Annotated in this window: 21 protein-coding genes and 1 riboswitch; of the genes, 7 read left to right on the top strand and 14 right to left on the bottom strand. The window is 72.4% G+C overall.

Annotated elements, in window-relative coordinates:
• The first annotated feature begins 30 nt into the window (after positions 1-30).
• Positions 31-1203, top strand: coding sequence for a hypothetical protein (locus ABZ463_RS14590; protein WP_362776232.1), 1173 nt, complete (start codon positions 31-33; stop codon positions 1201-1203).
• A gap of 58 nt (positions 1204-1261) precedes the next feature.
• On the opposite strand, the gene ABZ463_RS14585 is transcribed toward ABZ463_RS14590, so the two are convergent.
• Positions 1262-1621 carry a ferredoxin family protein gene (locus ABZ463_RS14585; RefSeq protein ID WP_362776230.1) on the bottom strand — a complete coding sequence of 120 codons (360 nt, stop codon included), beginning with the start codon at positions 1619-1621 and terminating at the stop codon, positions 1262-1264.
• 19 nt (positions 1622-1640) lie between these two features.
• A complete protein-coding gene (locus ABZ463_RS14580) occupies positions 1641-2633 on the bottom strand; it encodes an NAD(P)/FAD-dependent oxidoreductase (protein ID WP_352011843.1) in 993 nt (330 codons plus the stop codon).
• 232 nt (positions 2634-2865) lie between these two features.
• On the opposite strand from ABZ463_RS14580, the gene ABZ463_RS14575 reads away from it, so the two are divergent.
• Genes ABZ463_RS14575 through ABZ463_RS14560 form a run of 4 tightly spaced genes read left to right on the top strand, consistent with a single transcriptional unit; the run spans position 2866 to position 6749 of the window.
• A complete protein-coding gene (locus ABZ463_RS14575) occupies positions 2866-4038 on the top strand; it encodes a Rieske 2Fe-2S domain-containing protein (RefSeq protein ID WP_362776227.1) in 1173 nt (390 codons plus the stop codon).
• A 9-nt stretch (positions 4039-4047) separates the two neighbouring features.
• On the top strand, positions 4048-4995 hold the full coding sequence (locus ABZ463_RS14570; protein ID WP_362776225.1) for a hypothetical protein: 948 nt from the start codon (positions 4048-4050) through the stop codon (positions 4993-4995).
• Positions 4992-5870 carry an alpha/beta hydrolase gene (locus tag ABZ463_RS14565; protein ID WP_352011846.1) on the top strand — a complete coding sequence of 293 codons (879 nt, stop codon included), beginning with the start codon at positions 4992-4994 and terminating at the stop codon, positions 5868-5870. The genes ABZ463_RS14570 and ABZ463_RS14565 overlap by 4 nt, the downstream gene beginning before the upstream one ends.
• Positions 5871-5891: 21 nt before the next feature.
• Positions 5892-6749, top strand: coding sequence for an alpha/beta hydrolase (locus ABZ463_RS14560; RefSeq protein WP_362776223.1), 858 nt, complete (start codon positions 5892-5894; stop codon positions 6747-6749).
• A 4-nt stretch (positions 6750-6753) separates the two neighbouring features.
• Here the strand turns inward: ABZ463_RS14560 and ABZ463_RS14555 are convergent, their stop codons facing one another.
• The 5 genes from ABZ463_RS14555 to ABZ463_RS14535 form a co-directional block, all read right to left on the bottom strand.
• Positions 6754-7542 (bottom strand): IclR family transcriptional regulator, encoded by a 789-nt coding sequence (locus ABZ463_RS14555; RefSeq protein ID WP_352011848.1) that lies wholly within the window; start codon positions 7540-7542, stop codon positions 6754-6756.
• A gap of 88 nt (positions 7543-7630) precedes the next feature.
• Entirely contained in the window at positions 7631-8959 is a 1329-nt protein-coding gene (locus ABZ463_RS14550) for a hypothetical protein (RefSeq protein ID WP_362776221.1), read from the bottom strand.
• Positions 8960-9419: 460 nt separating this feature from the next.
• The gene (locus ABZ463_RS14545; protein ID WP_362776413.1) at positions 9420-10199 is read right to left on the bottom strand and encodes an ABC transporter ATP-binding protein; all 780 of its coding nucleotides are present in this window, start codon (positions 10197-10199) and stop codon (positions 9420-9422) included.
• Entirely contained in the window at positions 10199-11110 is a 912-nt protein-coding gene (locus tag ABZ463_RS14540; protein WP_362776411.1) for an iron ABC transporter permease, read from the bottom strand. The genes ABZ463_RS14545 and ABZ463_RS14540 overlap by 1 nt, the downstream gene beginning before the upstream one ends.
• A 149-nt stretch (positions 11111-11259) precedes the next feature.
• Complete coding sequence (locus tag ABZ463_RS14535) at positions 11260-12246, bottom strand: ABC transporter substrate-binding protein (protein ID WP_362776219.1); 987 nt, start codon at positions 12244-12246, stop codon at positions 11260-11262.
• Positions 12247-12438: 192 nt separating this feature from the next.
• A riboswitch (cobalamin riboswitch) is annotated at positions 12439-12565 on the bottom strand.
• Positions 12566-12703: 138 nt separating this feature from the next.
• Here ABZ463_RS14535 and alaS point away from each other — a divergent pair.
• On the top strand, positions 12704-15349 hold the full coding sequence (gene alaS / locus ABZ463_RS14530) for an alanine--tRNA ligase (protein WP_362776217.1): 2646 nt from the start codon (positions 12704-12706) through the stop codon (positions 15347-15349).
• A gap of 15 nt (positions 15350-15364) precedes the next feature.
• Here the strand turns inward: alaS and ABZ463_RS14525 are convergent, their stop codons facing one another.
• Positions 15365-16102, bottom strand: coding sequence for a class I SAM-dependent methyltransferase (locus ABZ463_RS14525; RefSeq protein ID WP_362776216.1), 738 nt, complete (start codon positions 16100-16102; stop codon positions 15365-15367).
• Positions 16103-16207: 105 nt separating this feature from the next.
• Here ABZ463_RS14525 and ABZ463_RS14520 point away from each other — a divergent pair, with 105 nt between their 5' ends.
• Positions 16208-16495 carry a winged helix-turn-helix domain-containing protein gene (locus ABZ463_RS14520; RefSeq protein ID WP_362776214.1) on the top strand — a complete coding sequence of 96 codons (288 nt, stop codon included), beginning with the start codon at positions 16208-16210 and terminating at the stop codon, positions 16493-16495.
• Here ABZ463_RS14520 and ABZ463_RS14515 read toward each other — a convergent pair.
• The 6 genes from ABZ463_RS14515 to ABZ463_RS14490 form a co-directional block, all read right to left on the bottom strand.
• Complete coding sequence (locus ABZ463_RS14515) at positions 16455-17216, bottom strand: metallophosphoesterase family protein (protein ID WP_362776212.1); 762 nt, start codon at positions 17214-17216, stop codon at positions 16455-16457. The two genes, ABZ463_RS14520 and ABZ463_RS14515, sit on opposite strands and share 41 nt — an antisense overlap.
• Positions 17217-17354: 138 nt before the next feature.
• Positions 17355-18572, bottom strand: a complete 1218-nt coding sequence (locus ABZ463_RS14510; RefSeq protein WP_352011857.1) for an ATP-grasp domain-containing protein — start codon at positions 18570-18572, stop codon at positions 17355-17357.
• A 5-nt stretch (positions 18573-18577) separates the two neighbouring features.
• On the bottom strand, positions 18578-19375 hold the full coding sequence (locus ABZ463_RS14505) for an inositol monophosphatase (RefSeq protein WP_362776210.1): 798 nt from the start codon (positions 19373-19375) through the stop codon (positions 18578-18580).
• 7 nt (positions 19376-19382) lie between these two features.
• Positions 19383-20624 (bottom strand): hypothetical protein, encoded by a 1242-nt coding sequence (locus tag ABZ463_RS14500; RefSeq protein ID WP_362776208.1) that lies wholly within the window; start codon positions 20622-20624, stop codon positions 19383-19385.
• Entirely contained in the window at positions 20621-21775 is a 1155-nt protein-coding gene (locus ABZ463_RS14495; RefSeq protein WP_362776206.1) for a hypothetical protein, read from the bottom strand. The genes ABZ463_RS14500 and ABZ463_RS14495 overlap by 4 nt, the downstream gene beginning before the upstream one ends.
• Positions 21772-22845 carry an amidohydrolase family protein gene (locus ABZ463_RS14490; RefSeq protein WP_352011861.1) on the bottom strand — a complete coding sequence of 358 codons (1074 nt, stop codon included), beginning with the start codon at positions 22843-22845 and terminating at the stop codon, positions 21772-21774. Before ABZ463_RS14490 ends, ABZ463_RS14495 begins: the two co-directional genes overlap by 4 nt.
• Positions 22846-22866 lie beyond the last annotated feature (21 nt).

The following is a 22866-nucleotide window of genomic DNA, read 5'->3' as shown; positions in this document are numbered from 1 at the left end:
ATCCGATCGGGATGCGTAGGCTTCTGCTCCATGGCACGGTTCCCGCGCAATTCGCTCGTGATCGGGTCGCTGGCCGTGCTCGCGGTGCTGGGCGTCGCCGCGGCGGGATGTTCGGGCGGCGGCGCCGCGGACTCGCGGGGCGCCTCGGGGAGAGCACCGGGGCACGGCACTCCGGCCGAGGGAGACCCGCCCCTGTCCGCGGGAGTGTGGACCGAGACGGTCCATGGAGGCTCCGAGGTGACCAGGGTCGTCGCGGTCGCGCCCGGCGAGGCGTGGGCGGTGGGTACCGACGGTGAGCCCGTCGGCCCGTACGGCGGCAGCCTGTGGCGCTGGGACGGACACGAATGGCGGTCCACCCGCCCGCCGAGGACCCTGCGGTATCCCACGGTCGTCTCCGGAACGGCCGCGACCAATGTCTGGATCTTCGACCAGGACGCGGACATGTGGCGCTGGGACGGCCGCCGGTGGACAAGCCGGGGAAGACCACCCTGGCCGCGCTCGGCCCGCCTGAACGACGCCGTCGTCGCCGGTCCCGAGGACGTGTGGATCGCCGGCGGCCAGATCACCGGGACACGGCAGAATCCGCGCTGGCGCCCCCTCCCTCTCGCGCACTGGTCTCCGTCGGGCTGGGCCGAGGTTCCTGTTTCCTCGGCCTCGTCCGTGAAGAGATTGAGCGCGGCGGCCCCGGACGACCTGTGGGCACTCACCCGCGATGATCTGGGGGAGGTCTCCGCGATCGAACGCTGGGACGGCCGCCGCTGGAGAGCCGTGCCCGCACCGCCGTCGCTCAGCGGTGCGAAGGCCTCGTTCCGCGACGTCGTGGCGGTGTCGGCGCGGGAGGTCTGGGTCGCGGGCACGATCATGCGGCCGGGCCGCCGCCAGGCCGCACTGCTGATGCGCTGGGACGGCAGCCGATGGGACCTGCCCGGCGGCGTCCCGGAGGAGGCGATCTCGTTCGGATCCGTGGCGCCGGACGGCCATGGCGGGGTATGGCTGGGCGCTTCCAACTACGCCTACGACGAGCATCGCATTCTGCTCCACTTCGACGGCCGGTCCTGGACCCGCGAGAAGGCGCCCAAAGCCAACAACGCACCCGAGGTGTTCGACATGGCCAAGGTCCCCGGGGGAGACCAGGTGTTCGCGGTCGGTGGCAGCCCCTCCCACGACGAGGACAGCAGGGGATGGGTCTGGACGAGGCGCTAGCCTCGGCTGAGGAACTGCTCGTCCGGCCCCGGCCACCGGCTCGGCGGGCCCGGGCGGGTCACGGAAGGCCGCCGTTTCGCTTCGGGTGCGCGGCGACCAGGGGGGTGTCCACGCCGATCTCGCCGGTCGGCAGCGCGCCGCCGGGGTCGCCGAGGGGCCGGTCACGGCCGGGCAGCACCTCAAGGAAGAAGGCGCGGGAGTCCTCAAGGTGGGCGTTCAGCGTCTCGTCCCCTCGGGCGCGCCGATCCACGACGATCGCGGAGACGGGGCACTCGACCTCGCACGCGCCGCAGTCGATGCACGCGCTCGCGTTGATGTAGCTCTTGCGTTCGCCGACATATATGCAGTCGACGGGGCAGACGTCGACGCAGGAACGGTCGAGGACGTCGATGCAGCCGGGGCCGATCACATAGGTCACGGTGGTGTCCTTTCGGGGGTCAGGGGCCGTCGGTGGAGTGGCCGGGGAACAGGGACAGGCCGGGGTCGAGGTCGACGGCCACGTGGTTCACGGCGGTGGCGGCCTCGCCGAAGCCGACGGACATCAGCCGCACCTTGCCCTCGTAACCGGCCAGGTCGCCCGCGGCGTACACCCTGGGCAGGTTGGTCCGCATCGACCGGTCGACGGCGACCGTGTGCCCCCGCAGGGTGAGCCCCCAGTCCCGCAGCGGGCCCAGGTCGCTGACGAAGCCGAGCGCGGCGATCACGTGGTCGGCCGCGACGACCGTCTCCTCGCCGGAGCGGGCCCGCAGCCGTACCTTCGCCAGGCGGCCCGCGGTGAGGTCCCCTTCGAGCGCGGTCACGCGTGTCTCGGTGTGGACGCGCGCCCGCCCGGCCCTGACGCGGTCGAGGGTCGCCGCGTGCCCGCGGAAGACGGCCCCCCGGTGCACGAGGGTCACCGAACGCGCGATCGGGCCGAGCGTGTCCGCCCAGTCCAGGGCGCTGTCGCCGCCGCCGACGACCACCACGTCCCGGCCGGTGTGCGCCCGGGGGTCGGTCACGAAGTACGACAGGCCCGTGCCGAGCCACTCCTGGCCGCACTCCAGCGGGCGCGGGGTCGGTGTGCCGATCCCGGAGGTCAGCACGACGGCGCGGGCGTTGACGACCGTGCCGTCGTCCAGCGTCACGACCGGCTCGCCGTCGCGGTGTTCGAGCCGTACGGCCCGCCTGCCCATGAGGCGGGTCGCGCCGAAGGCCGAGGCCTGCTCCACCAGGGCGGCGACGAAGTCCCTGCCCCTGACCGCGGGGAGGGCGGCGACGTCGCGGATCTCCTTCTCCGGATACAGGGCCGTCACCTGGCCGCCCGCCTGCGGCAGGGCGTCGACGACGACGGTGGACAGGCCGCGGAACCCGGCGCAGTAGGCGCCGTACAGTCCCGCAGGTCCCGCGCCGACGACGAGGACGTCGGCCGAGACGGGTGTGGGGGTGCTCACCACGGGCTCCCTGGGGGTCGGTGCGTTCTCGCAGCAGAACGTAGGCCGGGCACCCCGGTCAGGTCCCGCGGCGGGGACCGCTCACCGGACCGCCGTGCGCTTCGCCGCGCGGTCCGCTGGGTGAACCGGGTTCCTTCCCCGGGCCCCGGGCCGGATGGTCTGCTCCCGGCACCGGCGTGAGGCGACTGGAGCAGACATGACCGAAACCGTTGATCCAACCGTGAATCCGACCGTGAGTCCGGCGAGGGGGCACCGCGCGGGCAGGCTGCCGGGCCGTCAGGACTGGTCGAGCTGGCCGCACTACCAGGCCGCGGCGGCGGGCTTCCGCGGCTACTGGTACCCGGTCTGCTTCTCCTCGCAGGTCGGTGAGAAGCCGCGCCCCGTCACCCTGCTCGGCGAGCGCCTGTTCGTCATCCGCGACCGGGGCAGGGTGTACGGCATGCGGGACCGGTGCCCCCACCGGGGGGTTCCGCTGAGCCACGGCGACAAGCAGTTCCCCGGGACGATCTCCTGCGTCTACCACGGATGGACCTTCGACCTGGAGACGGGCGTCCTGAAGGCCGCGATCACCGACGGCCCGGGATCGCCGATCTGTGGCAAGGTCACCCAGCCGACCTACGACGTCGAGGAGCGCCTGGGCCTGGTCTGGGTGTACGTCGGCGACGGCGAGAGGCCGCACCCGATCGACGAGCAGCTGCCGGAGGAACTGGTCGGCAACCCGGCGGTCGTGGGCCAGCGGATCCAGGCGCGCGCGGGCAACTGGCGGTTCGCCTGCGAGAACGGCTACGACGAGGGGCACGCCAAGTATCTCCACCGCACCGCGCTGTGGCGGCTGTTCAAACCGATGCCGGTCTGGAACACCACGAGCATCGTCAGGCGCGGACGCTGGATCTACCGGGTGCAGCGGGAACAGTTCTGGGAGGCGGACTTCCCCGGCCTCGGCAGGTGGTCGGGGACGGCGTGGTACAAGGCCCGCCCCCCGAGGACGGTCCAGAACATCGGCAACACCGCCTCGCACCGCCGGGTCAACCCGACGATCGCGGCCCAGGAGTTCCCCGGGTTCGCCTCGGTCGGCATGCCGGGCGTCCTGCGGATCGTCTACCCGACCTTCATCCACTACGAGTTCTACGTGCCGGTCGACGCGGAGAACCACCTGTACGTCGGCATGCTGGCCGACTTCAGCAGGGGTGTCCGGGCGCTGCCGTTCTACGCCAAGTATCTCGGCGCGGTGCGCTGGCTCTTCCACGGCCAGTTCTCCGGCCAGGACAAGTGGATGGTCGAGGTCACCGACGCGCCGCCGGAGAAGCTCTACCGCCCCGACGACTCCCTCCTGCGGTGGCGCAAACTCGCCGAGGACACCACCGAGGAACGCCTCGAACGGCTGCGCGCAGGGAACACGGACTGAGGGCCGGATATGTCCGACATCGTGCTCGGGGTCGGGGCGTCCCACTCGACCCTGATGAACACGCACTGGGACCGGGTCGTGCACACCGACCGGGCCGAGGCCTTCCGCGACGCGCTGGAGACCGCCAGACACCAGGTGGCGCTGGCGCGCCCCGACGTGGTGGTGATCGTCGGGTCGAACCACTTCCGCGGCCTCTGGCTGGACCTGGTCCCGGCCTTCACCGTGGGCGTCGGCGAGGTCGTCGCCACGGGGGAGGCGGGCACCCCCAAGGGGCCCCAGCGGACCGACCCCGCCTTCGCGCGGGCGCTGGCGGCCGACCTGGTCGAGGCGGGCACCGAGGTGGCGATCTCGGCCCGGCTGCAGATCGACCACGGGCAGTCGCACGCGATCCAGTACCTGCTCGGTGACCTGGAGGTGCCGGTCGTCCCGCTGGTCGTCAACGTCTTCGCCCGGCCGCTGCCCACACTGGCGCGCTGCGTCCGGCTGGGGGAGAACCTCGCCGGGGCCGTGGGGCGGATCACGGGGGACCGGCGCGTGGTGGTGGTCGCCTCGGGCGGGCTGTCCCACCGGCTGCCGTGGCCGAGCGACTGGGCGGACCCCCGGGGCGACGACGAGGCCTTCCTGGTGGACGCATGGACCAACGGGCGGGGCGAGTGGGAACGCTACGACAGGCGGCGCCGGGAGATCATCGTGGCCGCCCGCCCGACGATCTTCCCCGAGTTCGACCGGGCCTTCCTCGACGACCTCGCGGGCGGCCGTCTGCGCCGTTACGCCTCGCTGACGACCGCCGAGGTGGAGGAGGCGGCGGGCAACGGCGGCCAGGAGCTGCGGACCTGGCTGGTGATGGCCGCCGCGCTCGGTTTCGTGCCGGGCACGCCGCTGGTCTACGCGCCCATGCCCGAGTGGCTCACCGGGATGGGCGTGGCCGTACTCGACCCCGCGGGAGGTCACCGATGACCGGCACGCCCTCACCGGCGGCGGGCGTCCCGCCCGAGAGCCGCTTCGCCGACGCGGACGGCGTCAGGTACCACTTCCACGAGCTGGGGGAGGGGCCGGACACGATCTTCCTGCACGGCGGTGGCCCCGGGTGCACCGGCTGGAGCGACTTCGGGCCCGTCGCGCCGTACTTCTCGGCCGGCCGGAGGTGCCTGATCGTGGACATCCTCCAGTACGGCAAATCCGAAAAATGCCGAATCAGTGGGCCGATGTGGGACTTCCATGCCGCGAAGACCGTCGCGTTCATGGACGTCCTCGGCGTCGAGAGGGCCGACTTCGTCTGCAACTCCTGGGGCGGCACCATCGCGCTGTGCCTCGCGGCCCGATACCCCGATCGTGTCCGCTCCCTCGTGGTGACCGGCAGCATGCCCGTCTTCTACGGTCCTCTGGCGCCCCTGCCGGAGCGCGGGCACCGGGGCCGCGCCGCCCGCGACGTCTACTACGGCGGGCGGGGACCGACCCGGGAGAAGATGCGCGAGCTGATCACCCGGCTGGAGTGGTACGACGCCGCGCGCCTGCCCGAGGAGACCGTGGACATGCGCTGGCGGCAGAGCCTCGACCCCGGGGAGCGCGAACTCGCCGCGATGACGGACTCGCCCCGGGGCGACTGGCAGGACCTCACCGCCGAGCTCGGGCTGGTCGAGGCGCCGGCGCTGTTCATCTGGGGACGTGAGGACGCCTTCCTCACCCCCGACTACCCGCTCATGCTGTCGCGGATGCTCAGGCGCGGAAACCTGCACGTCATGGACCACGTCTCGCACCACCTGCAGGAGGAACGGCCCGCCGCCTACCACGCCGTCGTGGACGGCTTCCTGCGATCCGTCGACCACCCCTGAACGACCATGGAGGAGAACCCCATGACCACCACCATCTGGACCGAACTGACCGGTCTCGACTTCCGGGTCACCACCGTCGACGCCGGGGGCGTCCCCACCCGCTCCCTGCAGGCGGGGACCGGTGAGCCGGTGATCTTCCTGCACGGAACCAGCGGCCACCTGGAGGCCTTCGCCCGCAACCTCGGCGCCCACGCGGACCGCTACGCCTGTCACGCGATCGACATGCTCGGCCACGGATACACCGGCATGCCGGACTACCCCTACGAGATCCCCCGCTACCGCGACCACCTGCTCGCCTACATGGACGCGGCCGGGATCGAGAGCGCCCACGTCGTCGGAGAGTCCCTCGGCGGCTGGGTCGGGGCGCGCACCGCGATCGACGCGCCCGGGAGGGTGGCCTCCCTGCAGCTGCTCTGCGCCGGGGGCACCGTGGCCAACCCGAAGGTCATGGAGCGCATCCGCACCTCGACCAGGCAGGCGGTCACCGGTGACGACATCGACCTGACCAGGCGGCGGCTGCGGCTGCTGATGGCCGACGCGAAGGACGCGACCGAGGAACTGGTCGCGGTCAGGCACGCCGTCTACCACCGGCCGGGCTTCGCCGCCAACATCGGCAACCTGCTGTGCCTGCAGGACATGGAGACCCGGCTGCGGAACATCCTGCGCCCGGAGGACCTCGCCAGGCTCGACGTGCCGACCCTGATCGTGTGGGGCCGTGACAACCCCTTCGGCGAGGTGCCGGAGGCGGCCGCCATGCACAGGGCCATCGCGGGCTCGGAGCTGGTGCTGTTCGACGAGTGCGGCCACTGGCCCCAGCACGAGCAGGCCGTACGGTACAACGCGCTCAGCCTCTCCTTCCTCGGAAAGCACCCGATCTGAGCGGTCAGCCCGTCGCCTGGAGCGTCCTGGAGACACCGAGCGCCGCGGTGCGCAGCGCGGCCGTGAACCGGCCGTGGTTCATCCTGAAGGTGGGCGCCGTGATCGACAACGCGCCCGCGAGCGCGCCGGTGTCCCCGAAGACGGGCACGGCCAGGCTCGTGTAACCGAGCCTGGTCTCCTCGGCCTCGACCGCGAGGTGCTCCGCCCTGACCCTGGCGATCTGGGCCTGGAGCAGCCCCGGCTGGGTGATCGTCCGGTGCGTCATGGGGGTGAGGCCGCGCCGTACGACCTCGTGGAAGAGGGCCGGAGGGGAGAAGGCGAGGATCACCTTCCCGGTCGCGGTGCAGAACAGGGGGAGCCGCCCGGCGACCCGGGACTGCTTGCGCAGGCCCCGGTGCACCATGAGCTTCTCGACGTACAGCACGTCGAGGCCGTCGTGGATGGCGAAGTGGACGGTCTCGTGCGTGGCGAGCAGCAGATCCTCCATGTACGGCAGGGCCGCCTCCCGCAGGATCCGCTGCCTGGGCACCCGCTGGCCGATCTCGAAGAGCCGCAGCCCCAGGCGGTAGTGGCTGCCCGCCCGTTCGAGCACTCCCCAGCCGAGCAGCTCCTGGGCGAGCCGGTGCACACTCGCCTTGGCCACCCCGGTGCGCCTGACCAGCTCGGACAGGGACAGGGCGTCGTCCTCGGCCGTGAAGGCCTCGATGATCAGACGGGCCTTGCCCAGGACGGAGTTCATCGCCTCGGCGTTGCCCGGCGTCGATCCGGCGCGGGCGAACGGGAGCACCGTCATCGCAGGGACCTCCCAGGTGGTTCGGAGACCTGTGAGGAGTAGTTTGGTGCGTTCCATTCGAAATAGCTACCCTCTGTGACCGATGTGGTCATATGCCCACCTCCGTGCGGGACCTGGTGACCGTGTTGACGGCGACGCGGACCAGCAGCCGGGTGAGCCGCTCCATCTCCCTGACGTCGGCGGTGTTCATCCCCAGGGAGAAGTCGAGCCCGGCGATCTTGGGCATGCCGATCCGCACGGTCGGCACCCCCCGCCCCCGCAGGATGTTGGCGTCGGTGGCGCCGCTGTTGCCGAGGGCCACCTCGTGCGGACGCCCCTCGGCGGCCTCCCAGGCGGCGACGGCCTCCCGGGCCACCCAGCCCCCGGGGTCGGAGGCGGTGCCGGGTACGGCGAGCACCATCTCGAACGTCACCGGGGCGCCGGGCAGTTCGGCGCGGATCTCCTCGATCGCGGCGCCGAACTCCCGCTTGGCCTCCATGGGGGTCGTGCGCGGGCTCAGCCGCAGGTCGACGAGCAGCCGGCACACGGCCGGGGTCACCGCGGCCCGGTACGGCCAGCCCCCCTCGATCGCGGCGACGACGCCCTGCGGGGCGACCGTCCCCTCGGTGTGCCGCTCGGCGTACCCGGCGAACCACCGCTCAAGCCGTACGGCCACCTCGCCCGCCCTGGCGACCGCGTTCTCGTACGGCAGGCGGTGCCGTGAGCCGGCGTAGGTGTGGACGCCGTGGACGACGACCTCGAACCAGGCCAGCCCGACCTCCTCCCAGGAGACCGTCCACCCCGGCTTGGCGATCACCGCGAAGTCCGCCCAGAACCCCTGTTCGAGCAGGTAGGAACAGCCGACCCCCTGCCCGACATTGCGCCGTCCGGCGCCGGGCGCCGCGTTGGCGGGCATGCCGCCCGACCCGAAGGCGACCAGCAGGTCCCCGGCCAGCGGCAGCCCGGCCCGGTGGACGGCCTCGGCGGCCATCAGCACGCAGGCGGCGTGCCCCTTCGGGTTGCCCGCGCCGAGCCCGGTCACCAGGTCGCCCTCGACGCGGGCGGCGGGGCGCATGTCGGGGCGCAGCGCGGGGCCGATCCACGGGACGTCCTCGTCCTCGCGGCCGGTGGTCAGCGTGTCGATCGGCGCGTACAGCATGAGGTCGGGGCCGCCGCCGTCGCCGCGCAACCGGCCCCACGCGTTGGCCTGCCGGTCGTCGAGCGGCTGGACGGCCGCCGTGACACCGGCGGCGGTCAGGGTGGCGGCGATGTGCTCGGCCAGGGGACGCTCGCCGCCGGTGGGGCTGGGGATGTCCACCAGGCCGCGCAACAGCTCCCGCAGCCGGTCACCGGTGACGTGCCGCCAGGCCGCGGCGACCAGGTCGTGCCGGTCCCCGTCGAGCCCGTCGAGTCCGGCGAGCCCGTCGGGCGCGTTCACCGGTTGATCCGGCGGACCTGGGTGTTGACCCGCCTGGCGAGCAGGCGCCACAGCGGCGGCAGCGCCGCGACGACGGCCGCGCAGACCAGCAGGACCAGCAGGGGACGTGGCATGGGGATCTCCTTGACTCGTCCCGCGTGGAGCCCCGGCGCGTGGCCGGGGGTCCCACGCGGGAGCCGTTTCCGCCCTGCCGAGATGATCCGCCGGCCGGAGGGGAACCGCCCATGGAAACGTCCCGCTCAGCGGGACGCCCACACGGAATCGGCGTACGGCGACGCCATGGTGGACCCCTTATCCCGAAATTGAAAGGCGGCGTCGTTCTCCGTACGGGCGCCCCTGTCACGTGGTGAGCTGTTCGAGGAAGGTGAGGGCGAAGAACGCCTCGACCTCCTCGCCACGCTGGCCGTCCCCGAGACCGTCGGCCACACCGTCTCACTGGGCTACTGAGGCGCGGAGCCCCTCACGGCGCGTCCCCCTCGGTGATCAGCGTCACCTGGGGGACCCCCGTCCTCGGATGCGCACCGACTTCGGCGTCCACCCGGTAGACGTCCCGCAGCAGCTCAGGCGTCAGCACCTCGCGCGGGGTCCCGAGCGCCACGATCGCGCCGCCGTCCATGACGCACAGGCGGTCGCAGAACGCGGCGGCCAGGTTGAGGTCGTGCAGTGCGATCACCGCGGTGATCCCGAGCCCGCGCACCAGGCGCAGCGCGTCGAGCTGGTGGCGCAGGTCGAGGTGGTTGGTCGGCTCGTCCAGCACCATCACCTCCGGCCGCTGCGCCAGCGCCCGGGCGATCAACACCCGCTGCCGCTCCCCGCCGGAGAGCCGGTCGAAGGGCGCGTGGGCCAGATCGGCCACGTCCAGCCGCTCCAGCGCCTCGGCGACGATCGCCCGGTCGGCGGGGGAGTCACCGTCGAAGGCCCGTTTGTGCGGGGTACGTCCCATGGACACCACGTCGTGGACGCTCAGCCCGAAGTCGCCGCCGCCATCCTGAAGCACCGCGGCCAGCCGGCGGGCCAGCCATCTGCCCGGCATCCGCCACACGTCGTGCCCGTCGAGGAGCACCTGCCCGGCGGTGGGGCGCAGCACCCGGTAGAGGGTCCTCAGCAGGGTCGACTTGCCCGCGCCGTTGGGCCCGGCCAGGCCGAGCACCTCACCGGGGGCCACCTCGAACGTCACCGCGCGCACCAGGTCCCTGCCGCCGATCCGCATCGAGACCTCCCGTACGGCCAGAGCGCCCATCAGGTCCTCCTGCGCATCAGCCACAGGAAGAACGGCCCGCCGACCAGCGCCGTGATGATCCCCACCGGGATCTCCTCGGGGGTGATCAGCGTCCTGGCGACCAGGTCGGCCGTGATGAGGAACGCCGCCCCGAGCAGCGCCGTGGCCGGAAGCGCCCGCCGGTGGTCGGCCCCGACGAGCAGCCGTACCACATGGGGCATGATCAGCCCGACGAACCCGATGGCCCCGCTGACCGCGACGACGGTGCCGATCACCATGGCCACCAGCACGAACAGCGCCGCCCTGAAGCGGTGCACGTCCAGCCCCAGGGAGGCGGCTGCCTCCTCCCCGGCCAGCAGCAGGTTCAGCGGGCGTGAGACGCCCAGCAGGACGACGGTGCCCGCCGTCACGGCCGCCGCGGGCACCCACACCGTCGTCCACGTCGTCCCGGCGACGCCGCCGAGCATCCAGCGGACGGCCGACTGGGCCCGGTGCGGGTCGTCGGAGGTCACCACCAGGAAGCTGGCCGCCGCCGAGAGCACCTCGGCCGTCGCCACCCCGGCCAGCACCAGCCGTACCGTGGTCATCCGCCCGCCGGACCGGGCCAGGAAATAGACCGTGACCAGCGCCGCCAGCGCCCCCGCGAACGCGGCGACCGGCAGTGAGAACGGTCCGAGGAAGGTCAGGCCGAACACCGTCACGCTCACCGCGCCCACACTGGCGCCGGAGGAGACGCCAAGCAGCATCGGATCGGCCAGCGGGTTGCGCACCAGCGCCTGCAACGCCATCCCGCAGACCGAAAGACCGGCGCCGATGACCCCGCCCAGGATCACCCGCGGCAGCCGTACGTCCATGACGACGGTCTCCCTGACCGGGGACCAGACCGGTTCGGCCAGCGCGGGGTGGAGGCGGTGCAGCAGGATGCCCCACACCTGTTCGGCGGGCAGGCTGATCGAACCGGCCGCGACCCCCGCCGTGACCGCCCCGCCGAGCAGCAGCGCGCACAGCGCGAGCGTCAGCGGGTACGGCAGGCCGGGGCGCCGGGTGACGGGCGTCGTCCGGGAGAGCCCGGTCAGGCCGCTCACTCGAACCGGTCGGGGTGGATCTGCCGGGCCAGCGACTCGACCGCCGACGGCGCCCGGACCCCGAGCACGACCGACGACAGCGGCAGCACCGCGAACCGCCTGTGCCTGATCGCCGGAACGTCGGCGAGCGCCGGGTTCGACAGCAGGAACCTCTTCTTGTCCTCGACCTTCTCCTCGCCGTAGTCGTAGACGACGATCCAGTCGGGCGCGCGCTCGGCGACCTGCTCGAACGACACGTCGGCCCACGTCTTGTCCACGTCGGTGAAGACGTTCCGCGCGCCCGCCAGCGTGATGATCTCGTCGCCGACGCCCTTGCCCCCGGCGGTGAAGGCGGTCTTGTCGCCGCTGTCGTAGACGAACAACCTGACCGGCTCGACGTCGGCGAGCCTCTCCCTCACCCGCGTCAGGGGCTCGTGCAGCCGGGTGATGAGCGCCTCGGCCCGTTCGCGCACGCCGAAGATCGTGGCGACGTTGCGGATCTCCCGGTCCATCAGGTCCATGTTCACCGGGCCTGACGGGCACTGCTCGACGTTGAGGTAGGTGTCGATCCCGGCCTTGCCCAGCGCGTCGCGGCCGCGGCCCTCCTTCTCGTCGAAGGCGCTGGAGAAACCGCCGTAGACGAAGTCGGGCTCCTCGGCCAGCAGCGCCTCGTAGGAGGGGTACTGCCTGGAGAGCACCTTCACCCCGTCGTAGGCGGCCTGGTACTCGGGCAGGACCTTGTCGTCGAGATATCCGGTGCCGGCCATCGACCCCTGCAGTCCCAGCGCCAGCATCACCTCGGTCGCGTGCTGGTTGAGCGAGACCGCCCGCCGCGGCGGGCGGTCGTAGGTCGTCCTGACGCCGCAGTCGTCGAGGGTGACCGGGAAGCCCGCGACGGCCCCGGCAGGGGCTTCAGCCGGGGCTCCGGAGGAGGCGCCGCAACCGGCCAGGAGCACGGCGCAGGACAGGGCGAGCAACAGGGACAGGGGACGTCTGACCGTCACGGACGGTTCCTCTCACGGGATCTGCACCATGGGACGGCCCTGCCGGAAGGTCACGGAACCGGCCAGGAGGTCGTCTCCGGGCACACGCCGGCGCGGAGGGCTCGTGCGGTCGTCGCCACGCGAGGTCATCCATCGGCCGACCCGCTCCTCTCCGGGGAGATCCGCCCCAGTTCGTCGAGGAGGCGACCGCGTGAGTCTCCTGGCTCTCGGGTCGATGCTCGCCCCCGTCTTCCCACCCCGCAGGGGGCGGTGACCTCGTGGGGGTCCGCTCGCCGATCACAGTGGCGGGACCGCGCCGGATTCGCACCGGCTTCCTCGTCCGCGCTCGCCTTCGCCGGTCATCATTGCACGAAGCCGTTGATGCGCTGAAGATGGCCTCCGGTTCCGGCGGCGGCTGTACGATGCCTTGTTGCAACAAATTTGCAATTGCAAAGTCTGGCGGTATTCGGGAGGGCAAGTGCGGACGGCGGAGGTCAAACGGCGGTTCCTTGAGCACTTCGCGGCGGCGGGGCACACCGTGGCCGCCAGCGCGCCGCTGCCCGCCGACGACCCGACGCTGCTGTTCGTCAACGCGGGCATGGTGCCGTTCAAGCCCTACCTCCTCGGGCAGCGGACACCGCCGTCCCCCCGGGCGGCCAGCGTGCAGAAGTGCATCCGCACCCTCGACATCGACGAGGTCGGCAAGACCACCAGGCACGGCACGTTCTTCCAGATGAGCGGCAACTTCTCCTTCGGTGACTACTTCAAGGAGGAGGCGATCAGGCTCGCCTGGGACCTGACGGTCAAGCCTCGGGCCGAGGGAGGCTACGGCCTCGACCCCGACCGGATCTGGGCCACCGTCTACCTGGACGACGACGAGGCCCACGCCCTGTGGCGGGACGTGATCGGCCTGCCGGAGGCCCGCATCGTACGGCGCGGCAAGGCCGACAACTTCTGGTCCATGGGCGTCCCCGGGCCGTGCGGGCCCTGCTCCGAGCTCTACTACGACCGTGGCCCGGCCTACGGGCGAGAGGGCGGGCCCGAGGTCGACGAGGACCGTTACCTCGAATTCTGGAACCTGGTCTTCATGCAGTACGAGAGGGGCGAGGGCGTCGGCAAGGAGGACTACCCGATCCTCGGCGAGCTGCCCTCCCGCAACATCGACACCGGCATGGGCCTGGAACGCATGGCGGCGCTGCTCCAGGGTGTCGACAACCTCTACGAGACCGACGAGACCCGGCCCGTCCTGGACGCCGCGGCGGCGCTGACCGGAACCAGGTACGGCGTGCGCTCCGGGCCGTCCGCGGCCGAGAGCCACCCCGACGACGTCCGGCTCCGGGTCGTCGCCGACCACGTCCGCACCGCGCTCATGCTGATCGGCGACGGCGTCACCCCCTCCAACGAGGGACGTGGCTACGTGTTGCGCCGGATCCTGCGCCGGGCGATCCGCGCCGTCCGGCTGCTCGGTTACGAGGACCCGGTCCTGCCCGAACTGCTGCCGGTGGCCCGCGACTGCATGGCGCCCTCCTACCCGGAGCTGGCCGCCGACTTCGACCGGATCTCGGCCTACGCCTACGGCGAGGAGGAGACCTTCCGTTCGACGCTGCGCCAGGGCAGCGCGCTGCTCGACCGGGCCATCACCCGGACCGGGGAACGGCTGCCCGCGGGCACGGCCTTCAAGCTGCACGACACCTACGGCTTCCCGATCGACCTGACCGTCGAGATCGCCGCCGAACACGGCCTCGACGTGGACGTCACCGGGTTCAGGGAGCTGATGGCCGAGCAGCGGCGCCGCGCCCGTGAGGACACCCGCGCCAGGAAGACCGGCCACGCCGACACCGGACTGCACCGCGCCCTCCTCGACGAGCACGGCCCCACCGACTGGCAGGCGTACACGACGCTGACCACCGACTCGACGGTCCTGGCCGTGCTCCGCGACGGGGCGCCCGTGGCCACGGCCGTCGCGGGCCAGATCGTCGGCGTCGTCCTCGACCGCACCCCGTTCTACGCCGAGTCCGGCGGCCAGGAGAGCGACGCGGGAACCCTGCACGGCCCGAGCCTGTCCGCCGAGGTGCTGGACGTGCAACGCCCCGTCCCCGGGCTGGTCGTGCACCAGGTGCGCGTCCTGGACGGGGAACTGGCGCCGGGACAGCCCGTACGTGCCCAGGTCGACCCCGAGTGGCGCGCGGGCGCCCGCCAGGCCCACTCGGCGACCCACGTCGTGCACGCCGCGCTGCGCGCCACGCTCGGCCCGGCCGCCCTGCAGTCCGGCTCCTACAACCGGCCCGGCCACCTGCGCCTGGACTTCTCCTGGCGCGGCGCCCTGCCCGCCGGAGCCCGCGGGGAGATCGAGGACGCCGCCAACGTCGCGATCCGCGGGGACCTGCCGGTCGAGGTGCGCCACATGCCCCTTCGGGAGGCCCGTGAGATCGGGGCGCTGGCGCTGTTCGGCGAGACCTACGACGAGACGGTCCGGGTCGTCGAGATCGGCGGCGCCTGGTCACGGGAGCTGTGCGGCGGCACCCACGTCGACCGCTCCTCCCAGATCGGCGGCGTCGCCGTCACCACCGAGTCGTCGGTCGGCTCGGGGCAGCGCCGCATCGAGGCCGTCACCGGCATCGAGTCCTTCCGCTACCTCGCCCGCGAGCGCGACCTCGTCTCCCGGATCGCCGAGCAGTTCAACGCCCCCCGCGCGGAGGTCGCCGACCGGGTCGCCGCCCTCGCCGAACGCCTCAGGGAGAGCGAACGTGAGACGGCCAGGCTCCGCGACCGGCTCCTGACCGTCGAGGCCGGTCAGGTCGCCGCGACCGCGACCGTCCACGGCGACGTCCTGCTGGCCACCGGCACCACGGAGACCGACGCCCGTCTCCTGGCGGAGCGCGTCGGCACGGCGCTGCCCGAGGACCGGCCGGGCGTCGCCGCGGTGCTGTCAGGAACGGCCCTCGTGGTCACCGTGAACGCCGCGGGCCGTACCCGGGGACTGGCCGCCGCGGACCTGGTCAGAGCGCTGCCCGAGGGCCGGGGCGGCGGCAACGCCGAGACGGCCCAGGGCCGCAGGCCCGCCGACCCGGACAAGGCCCTGGCCGCCCTCGCCGCCCTCCTCACGGACCGGACGCCGGCGTGACCGGACCGCCCCGGCTCACCCGGCGTGTTCGTAGACGCTGACGTGCCGCCGGCTCGTGGCCGTGTACGGCTCGTGTTCCCAGCCTCCCCAGCGCTCGCGCAGCCGGAGACCCGCGATCCGGGCCATGAGGTCGAACTCCGGCGGATGGGCCAGGCGGAGCCTGATGGGACTGAGGACGATGCCCTCGGCGCTGATCCTGACGTGGTTCTCGTCGAGGATCTGCGTCACCGGGTCGTAGCGGCACACGTCCAGGCCGACGTGGTCGACCCCGACGTGCTCGGCGTCGACGTACTGGTGACGAGGGCGCGCCGGGGCGGTCGGTATCCGGCACTCCACGACGAACACCCCGTCCTCGGCCAGGTGCCGGGCCGCGTTCTCGAAGCAGCGGACCTGGCCGTCCTGGGTGAGGAGGTTGCCGATCGTGTTGTACACCAGGTAGACCAGGCCGTAGCGGCGTCCGGTGGTGACGGTGGACATGTCGCCCATGGTCACCTCGATCAGGTCGCCGCCCGGCTTCTCGCGCATCCGGTCCACCATGTCCGGTGAGAGCTCGACGCCGTCGACCCGTATCCCGCTTCCGGCCAGCGGCAGGGCGACGCGGCCGGTGCCCACCGCGAACTCCAGTGCGTCGCGCCCGGCAGCGAGCCCGGCCAGGAACGCGACCGTCCGCTCCTCGTCACCACGGGTGTCCTCGGCGTCGTAGCGCATGGACACCTCACGGCCGAAGCTCGTGCGCGGATCGAACCCCTCCATGTCCTCTTCCTCTCGCTCGGTCCGGCGCTCCCCGCCCCGGAGGAGCCCACGTGAGAAGTCCACGCCACCCGGCGCGAACGGCCAAGCAACGCAGGGTGGGACTTAATGGGATCGGCTCCACCCCCGGACGCCACCGCCCTGGCGGCGCTGCTGGGCGCGCCCAGGGCCACGTTGCTCGGCCTGCTTGAGGAGCCGTCGCCGACGGTCGAACTCGCCCGCCGCATGGGGGTGACCCCGAACGCCGTCTCCCAGCACCTGCGCGTGCCGTACGGCACCGGCCTGGTCACCCGGGTCCGTGACGGGCGGCACGTCCTGTACCGCAGAAGTCCCCTCGGTGACCGGCTGGTGGCGTTCAACAGGCCGTACGGCCGTCGCGCGGGCCGAAGGCGGTGACGGCCTCGGCGTCCGTCGTGACGGCGTGGATGTAGTGCTCGGCCCACGAGCGGCAGTCGTGGTAGCCCGACCTGCGCACCACGGACTCCACGGCGTCGTCGAGGTCGAACGGGGTGCGGCGGATCTGGACCTGGCCGTCGCGCAGCAGCAGCCAGTGACCGCCGGTGCGGCCGTAGGGCATGCCGATGCTTCCGGCGTTCACCACGAGACGCTCGTCCACGAGCCGCATGTACGGCATGTGCGTGTGCCCGCACACCACGGTGCGCACGTCGCCGGGCAGGTCGGCGAAGACCTCCGCCCAGCGCTCAAGCCGGGTGTCGACCAGCACGACCTCGTTGTCGTCGCGCGGGGTCCCGTGGCAGAAGACGACCTTGCCGAAGCCCTCGACCTCCATGGTGACCGGGTGGGGCAGGTCGGCCAGGAGCTTGACGTCCTCGTCGCGGAGCTGCCGCGCGGCCCACAGGTCGATCTCCCAGGCGTCCTCGACGCCCTCTCCCCGCGCGAACGCGACCAGGTCGCGGTCGGCGTTGCCGCGCACCAGGACCGCCCTGTCGCCCAGCTCGCGGAGCCGGTCGAGCACCTCGACGGGCTGGGGGCCCGCGGCGTGGTCGCCGGTGACGACGATCCTGTCGGCGGTCATCACCTCGGGTTCGGCGAGCACGGCCTCAAGCGCGGGCAACACCCCGTGAATATCGGACAGAACAGCGACACTTGCCACCATCGAATGTCCTTTCTGGCCGCGTCGGGTACGGGTCTCAGGTGCTTTTCTACACGGCCGCCGCGGCCGGTCGCCAGCGGACCGGCCGACCGGCCGGAAAAAGCCCTGAACGACACATGTGACGATGATTTATCGGTGGAATCATTCTGTTGTCACCAGACGATATTCGGACAGCGCGTTTTCCATGCGCTCCCTGACCTCTTTCGAATCCCTTCCCGCTATGTGCAGATATCCGGTGCAGGCGTTCGAGGCGCGCGCCGGTTCGAGACGGTCGCCGACCGAGGCCGTGACCTCGCCGGAGATGACCCCGGGAAGGGAAAGAAGGTCTTCTATGGGGGAGATGTCCAGCACGCGGCCACGGCGGGCGGGAAGGAGAAGATCCCCGACCGACCTGTCGAGGGTGTACGCCAGTTTCGGACGCCGTCCCACATAGACGTCCGCGACGGCGGCCAGCATGTCGAACCCGTGGGAAAGGCCGTGGTTCTCCGGCAACCAGGCCCCGCTCAGCCGCGCCGCGATCTCACCCATGACGTGGGAACCGTCCGGCCGGAGAAAGAACTCCGCGTGGAGATAACCGTCGCGATAACCCAGCGCGTCGGAGATCCGCTGCGCCACCTTCCTCGGGTCGAGGGGCTTGGGCTCCGACGGCGCCAGGGTGATGTCGGCGTTCATCGCGCCCTCAAGCGTCTCCAGCATGGGGGCCGGGTTGACGGCGACGAAGGCGTCCTGGACCTCGCCGCGGTGCACGAGGGCGCACAGCTGGTGCTCGGTGCCCGCCACGTGTTCCTCGACGATCCACCGCCGCCGGGGCCGTACCGCCATGATCCGGGCGGCCGAGGTCATCTCGTGGGAGTGGAACCTCCAGACGTCCACGCTGGAGCCGGAGACGGCCGGTTTCACCACGACGGGCCATCCGTGCCGGTCGGCGAACGCCCGTACCTCCTGCGCCGAGGTGACGGCGCGCCAGCGCGCCGCGGGCAGCCCGGCGGCGGCGAACAGCTCCTTCATCGCCACCTTGTCCGTGACCAGGCGGACCTGGTCCCGGGTCATGTGCGGCAGCCCGGCGAACGCGGCGAAGCGGTGCGTCAGCGGCTGGAGCGTCTCGTCGGGGTTGCAGAAGTGGGTGGGGACGGCCCCGAGCCCGGCGGCCCACTTCTTGTAACGGGTCACCTCCCCGGCCAGCGGCCGGTCCTCGTCGATCACGAAACAGGGCACGCCGTCCGGCACCGTACCCGCCGTGGCCCCTGTGCACAGCAGCACCGTGCCGATGTCCGGCCGCTCCAGCAGGTGACGGGTGAAACGCCGCCTGCGGCTCGTCACGAGCAGCAGCACGGGCCGCCCGGCGCGGGTGTGGGCCATTCCCGTCACCCCACCACGTGGCGGTGCTCGGTCAGGAGGCCGAGCAGCGCGCGCACCACGGCCGGTTCCCCGGCGATGTCGATCCGGGTGCGCCGCAGGGAGCGGCCGCGTGTCACGGTGCCGCCGCCCGCGCGGACCAGGCCGTGTCCCGCCGCCGTGTCCCACCACGGGAGGGCGACCGCGATGTGGGCGTCGAGGGTCCTGGCCGCCACCCTCAGCAGGTCACAGGCCGCCGAACCGGTCCGCACCACCTGGTAGCGCCTGCCGACGAGCCGGAGGATGCCGTGGGCCTCCTTGAGCTCCTCGGCCCCGTACGGCAGCGCCACGGCGACCCGGACGTGCCGCTCCGCGGGGCCCGGCGACCGGGTGAAGCTGCCGTCGAGCGAACCGTCGAGCGTCGCCATCCACTGCCCGTCGGCGGGCCGGACGATGACGGAGGCCAGCCAGCGCTCGCCGGAGACCGCCGCGACGCTCACCGCGTAGTGGGGCGAGGCCCGCACGAAGTTGGCGGTGCCGTCGAGCGGATCGACGATCCAGGTGACCCCGGAACGCCCGGCCTGGTAGCCGGACTCCTCGGCCAGGACCGCGTCGTCCGGCCTGGCCGTGCGCAGCAGGTCCATGATGACCGACTCCGACCTCAGGTCCGCCTCGGTCAGCAGGTCCTGCTCGGTGCTCTTGCGCGTGACCCGGTAGGTCTCCCGCGCGGTGTCCTCGATCTCCGCCGCCGCGCGCCGGGCCACGACGAGAGCGAGCCTTTCGATGTCCAACCCGGTGTCCAACCCGGTGTCCGACTCGGTGTCCAACGCCGTCTCACCTCCGCTCCTGGCCGCGCAGCCGCCTCAGCGTCAGCTCGATCACCTCGTCGAGCCGGGCCTGGACCTGCGCCTCCGTCTCACCGCGTACGGTCACCGTCACGGCCGCCTGATTCCACGCCGCGGGCCGCGGCATGACGTCGCCGACCTGGAAGCGCAGCTGGGTGTCGATGATCCAGTCCTCGGCCGGGGGCGTCAGGTCCGTGTCGAGCCGTCCTGCGGGGGCGTAGACCAGCGCGTAACCGGTCAGGTGCGGGGCCGGGTCAGGGGGCCGGGGAACCTCAAGCCCCAGCTGGGAGCGGATGACGACCTCGTCGAGGTTGACACCGGTCCGGGACCGGAACCCCGGGATGATGCCGCCGCCGCCCGCGCGGCCGCCGATCTCACAGAAACAGACCTCGTCCCCGGAGCCCCCGGAGTCCTGAGTGAGGAAGACCTCATGGTGGGTGACGCCGCTGAAGTCGGGGTAGCAGGCGAGGACCCGGCGGTTGAAGGCGAGCAGCCGATCGAGGGTCGCGCCCGGCCCGACGGCCACGTCGCGGAACGCCTCCAGGCGGCGGTAGGACGTCGTCTCCTCCACGCTCCGCCCGGCCACCGCGGCGAGCGGCACCCCGTCACGGACGACGCTGTCGATGTGGAACAGCCGCCCGTCGACACGTTCCTCCACCTCGTAGCGGGCCAGCTCGTCCTTGGAGGTCGTGGCGGCGAACCGGCGGACGTCCTCGGCGTCGTCGAGGAAGACGATCCCGGCGGAGCTCTCCCCGCGCCGCGGTTTGGCCACCACGGCGCCGTGCCTGCGCAGCAGCTCCAGGGCGTTCGCCTCGGTGAAGGGAGCGAAGTCGGGGACGCGCACGCCGCGCTCCCGAAGCCGCTCCTTCATGACCACCTTGTCCCGGTACCCCAGGACCTGGTGCTCCGTCGGGCCGGGCACGCCCAGCCGGTCCCGCATCCTGGCGGCGGTCAGCAGCAGGCCCTCGCTGATGGCGACGATCCGCTGGGTCGGGCGTTCCGAGACGCCGTCCAGGAAGTGCGCGGCGGCCTCAAGGAGGGTCTCGTCACCGCGCGGGACGCCGACGACGCCCGCGAGTTCGTCACCGCGGGCCTGGTCCAGCTTGCGGATGTCGGTGACGAGCCGGACGCGGTTGCGGGAGGCGGGCAGGAAGGCACGGCCGTCGGTGTCCCGGTAGTACCGGTAACCGATGTGGTCGAGGACGAGGGTCTGTACCGGCTCATCGCTCATCGTCGGCTGTACTCCGCGTATCGGGCGGCGAGTTCCGCCGCGGCCTGCCCGGCGTCGTCGAGCGCGAGCTGCTTGCAGTGGTATCCGAGCTCCGCCCGCATGATCTCCGTCGACTCCTCGGTGAACTCCACCAGGCCGTCGGCCCCTATCCGGGCGATTCCGTCGTGACGCTGGCCGTCGAGGTTGATCTCCACGGCCTCCTTCTCCGACAGCCGGGGCGGCAGGTCGAGCTCCGTGCCGTCCGGGGTGATCCTGACCGGGTAGCCGCCGGGCAGGCCCGCCCAGCCGGGGGCGTGCACCTCGGCGCCGGTGCCGGTGGCCAGAGGCTCCAGCACGCTCAGGGCCGACGCCGCGGTCATGACCTGCCCCTCCCGGCCGCCGGTACGGCGGTACTGCGTACGCATCAGGGCGAACATGACGTCCTCGGGAGGCAGCGCCGCCGTGACGTCGGCGCCGTCCCGCCAGAACGTCAGGTGGTAGGCGGCGCCGCCGCCGTCCCCGGTCCGGGAGAGCCGGTGCCCGACGAAGTGGTGCGCCACGAAACGCGGCCGTACCTCCTCCGGCGGGCAGCCGAGGTGCCGGGCCGCGATGACCCGCAGCGCGGGGACCGAGTTGGCCACGTTGCCGATGCCCAGGTGGGGGCTCAGCCCCACCCCGGCGAGCGCCGGGTGCACGGCGTCGGGGTAGGCCGCGTTGACCACGACCGCCGGACTGCCGGCGAGCCGTACGGCTCTCATGAGGCCGAGCACCGGGGACAGGTGCATCGGGAGCCAGGGTCCGAAGCGGGCGGCGCCGACACGGGCGAAACGGTCCCGGGGCAGTTCGGAGAGCACGTGCCAGGACTGCAGGCTGGCCGCGGCGAACACGATGTCCGGGGCGAACCCGGCCAGGGCCTCCGCCGTGCGCGCGGTGTCGTCCAGGTCCGCCACCAGGGGCTCGACCGGCCAGTGCCTGCCCAGCTGGGCGGCCGAGAGCGCCACCATGTTGGCCGTACGGACGACAGCCTCCCCATCACGTCCGAGGATCGCGAGACGACGGGGGGACGGCGCGTTCGCCAGCCCGTGCAGCACCCGTACGGCGAGGTCGCCGCAACCGGCCACCAGGACACGGACGGGGCGGTCCCCGGCGGGGACGAGGGGCGGGGGCGTCATCGCGGATCACCCGCCGCCCGCCCGACCAGGCGCGGGACGAACCGCGAGGTGTTGGCGGCCAGCAGGTCAGGGGGGCAGAGGCCCGAGAACTTCGCCAGCCAGCCACCGGACTCCACGGTGTCCCAGTGGGGGTAGTCCGAGCCGAACAGGATGCTCTCCGCGCCGAGCTGACGAGCGGCCCACAGCACGTGCTCCTCCCCGGGGTCGGGCACCACGGCGAAGTGCTCGCGGAAGGTCTCGACCGGGTCCGGCACGTCCCCCGCCAGCCGCCTGGTGTGGCTCGCGAGCCGTCCGAGCACGCTGGGAATCCAGGCGATGCCGGACTCCAGCATGACCACCCGCAGGCCGTCGGGCAGCCCGTCGGGGCGGGTGACCAGGTCGGCCAGCGCGATCATCTGCTCGCCCATGTGCCCGAAGGCGTGGGTCATCGCGTAGTCGTCGTAGGCGTCCGCCAGCGGCGACCACTGGTGGCAGCCGGTTCCGCCGTGCACGGCCAGCGGGAGCCGCAGCCGCGCCGCCGTGCCGAGCAGCGGGGCGAGGTCCGGGGAGTTCAGCCGCGCCGTGGCGGTGCGGGCGGTCGGCCGTACCACGACGGCGACCAGGTGCGGGTCGTCGGCGTACCCCCGCAGCGTCTCCTCGCTCCACTTCGGGTCCTCGGCGGAGGCGAGGAAGGCCCACTTCAGGGTCAGGCGGGACCGGGCGCAGGCCCGCGAGGCCAGCCGGTTGTACCCGTCGAGCAGGCGCAGGCGCGTCTGCTCGTCCTCGACGGCCTGTACCGACAGGCCGACGAACCCGGGCTGGAGGACGGCCGCGGCGATGCCGTGTTTGCCGGTGAAGGCGGCCCTGTCCTCGTCCTGGCCCGGCCCGATGAGGTGGCCCAGGCCCTTGGGGTTGCCGTGCCCGGGGCCGCTCGGCTTGGGGAAGACACGGTCTCCGAGCCGGAGCCGTGTCACCCCCGCCTCGACGACCACCTCGGGGCGTTCGGCGGCGGTGAACCCGATGTCCTCCCAGATCTCGGGAAGGTGGTCGGTGAAGTGCGTGTCACAGTCGTACAGTCCGGCGTCGGGCACGAGATCTCCAGCTTCTGTGGT

This window comes from Streptosporangium sp. NPDC020145, from assembly GCF_040631275.1.
In the GTDB taxonomy this organism is placed as follows: domain Bacteria; phylum Actinomycetota; class Actinomycetes; order Streptosporangiales; family Streptosporangiaceae; genus Streptosporangium.
This window is presented reverse-complemented; position numbering and strand designations above follow the sequence as displayed.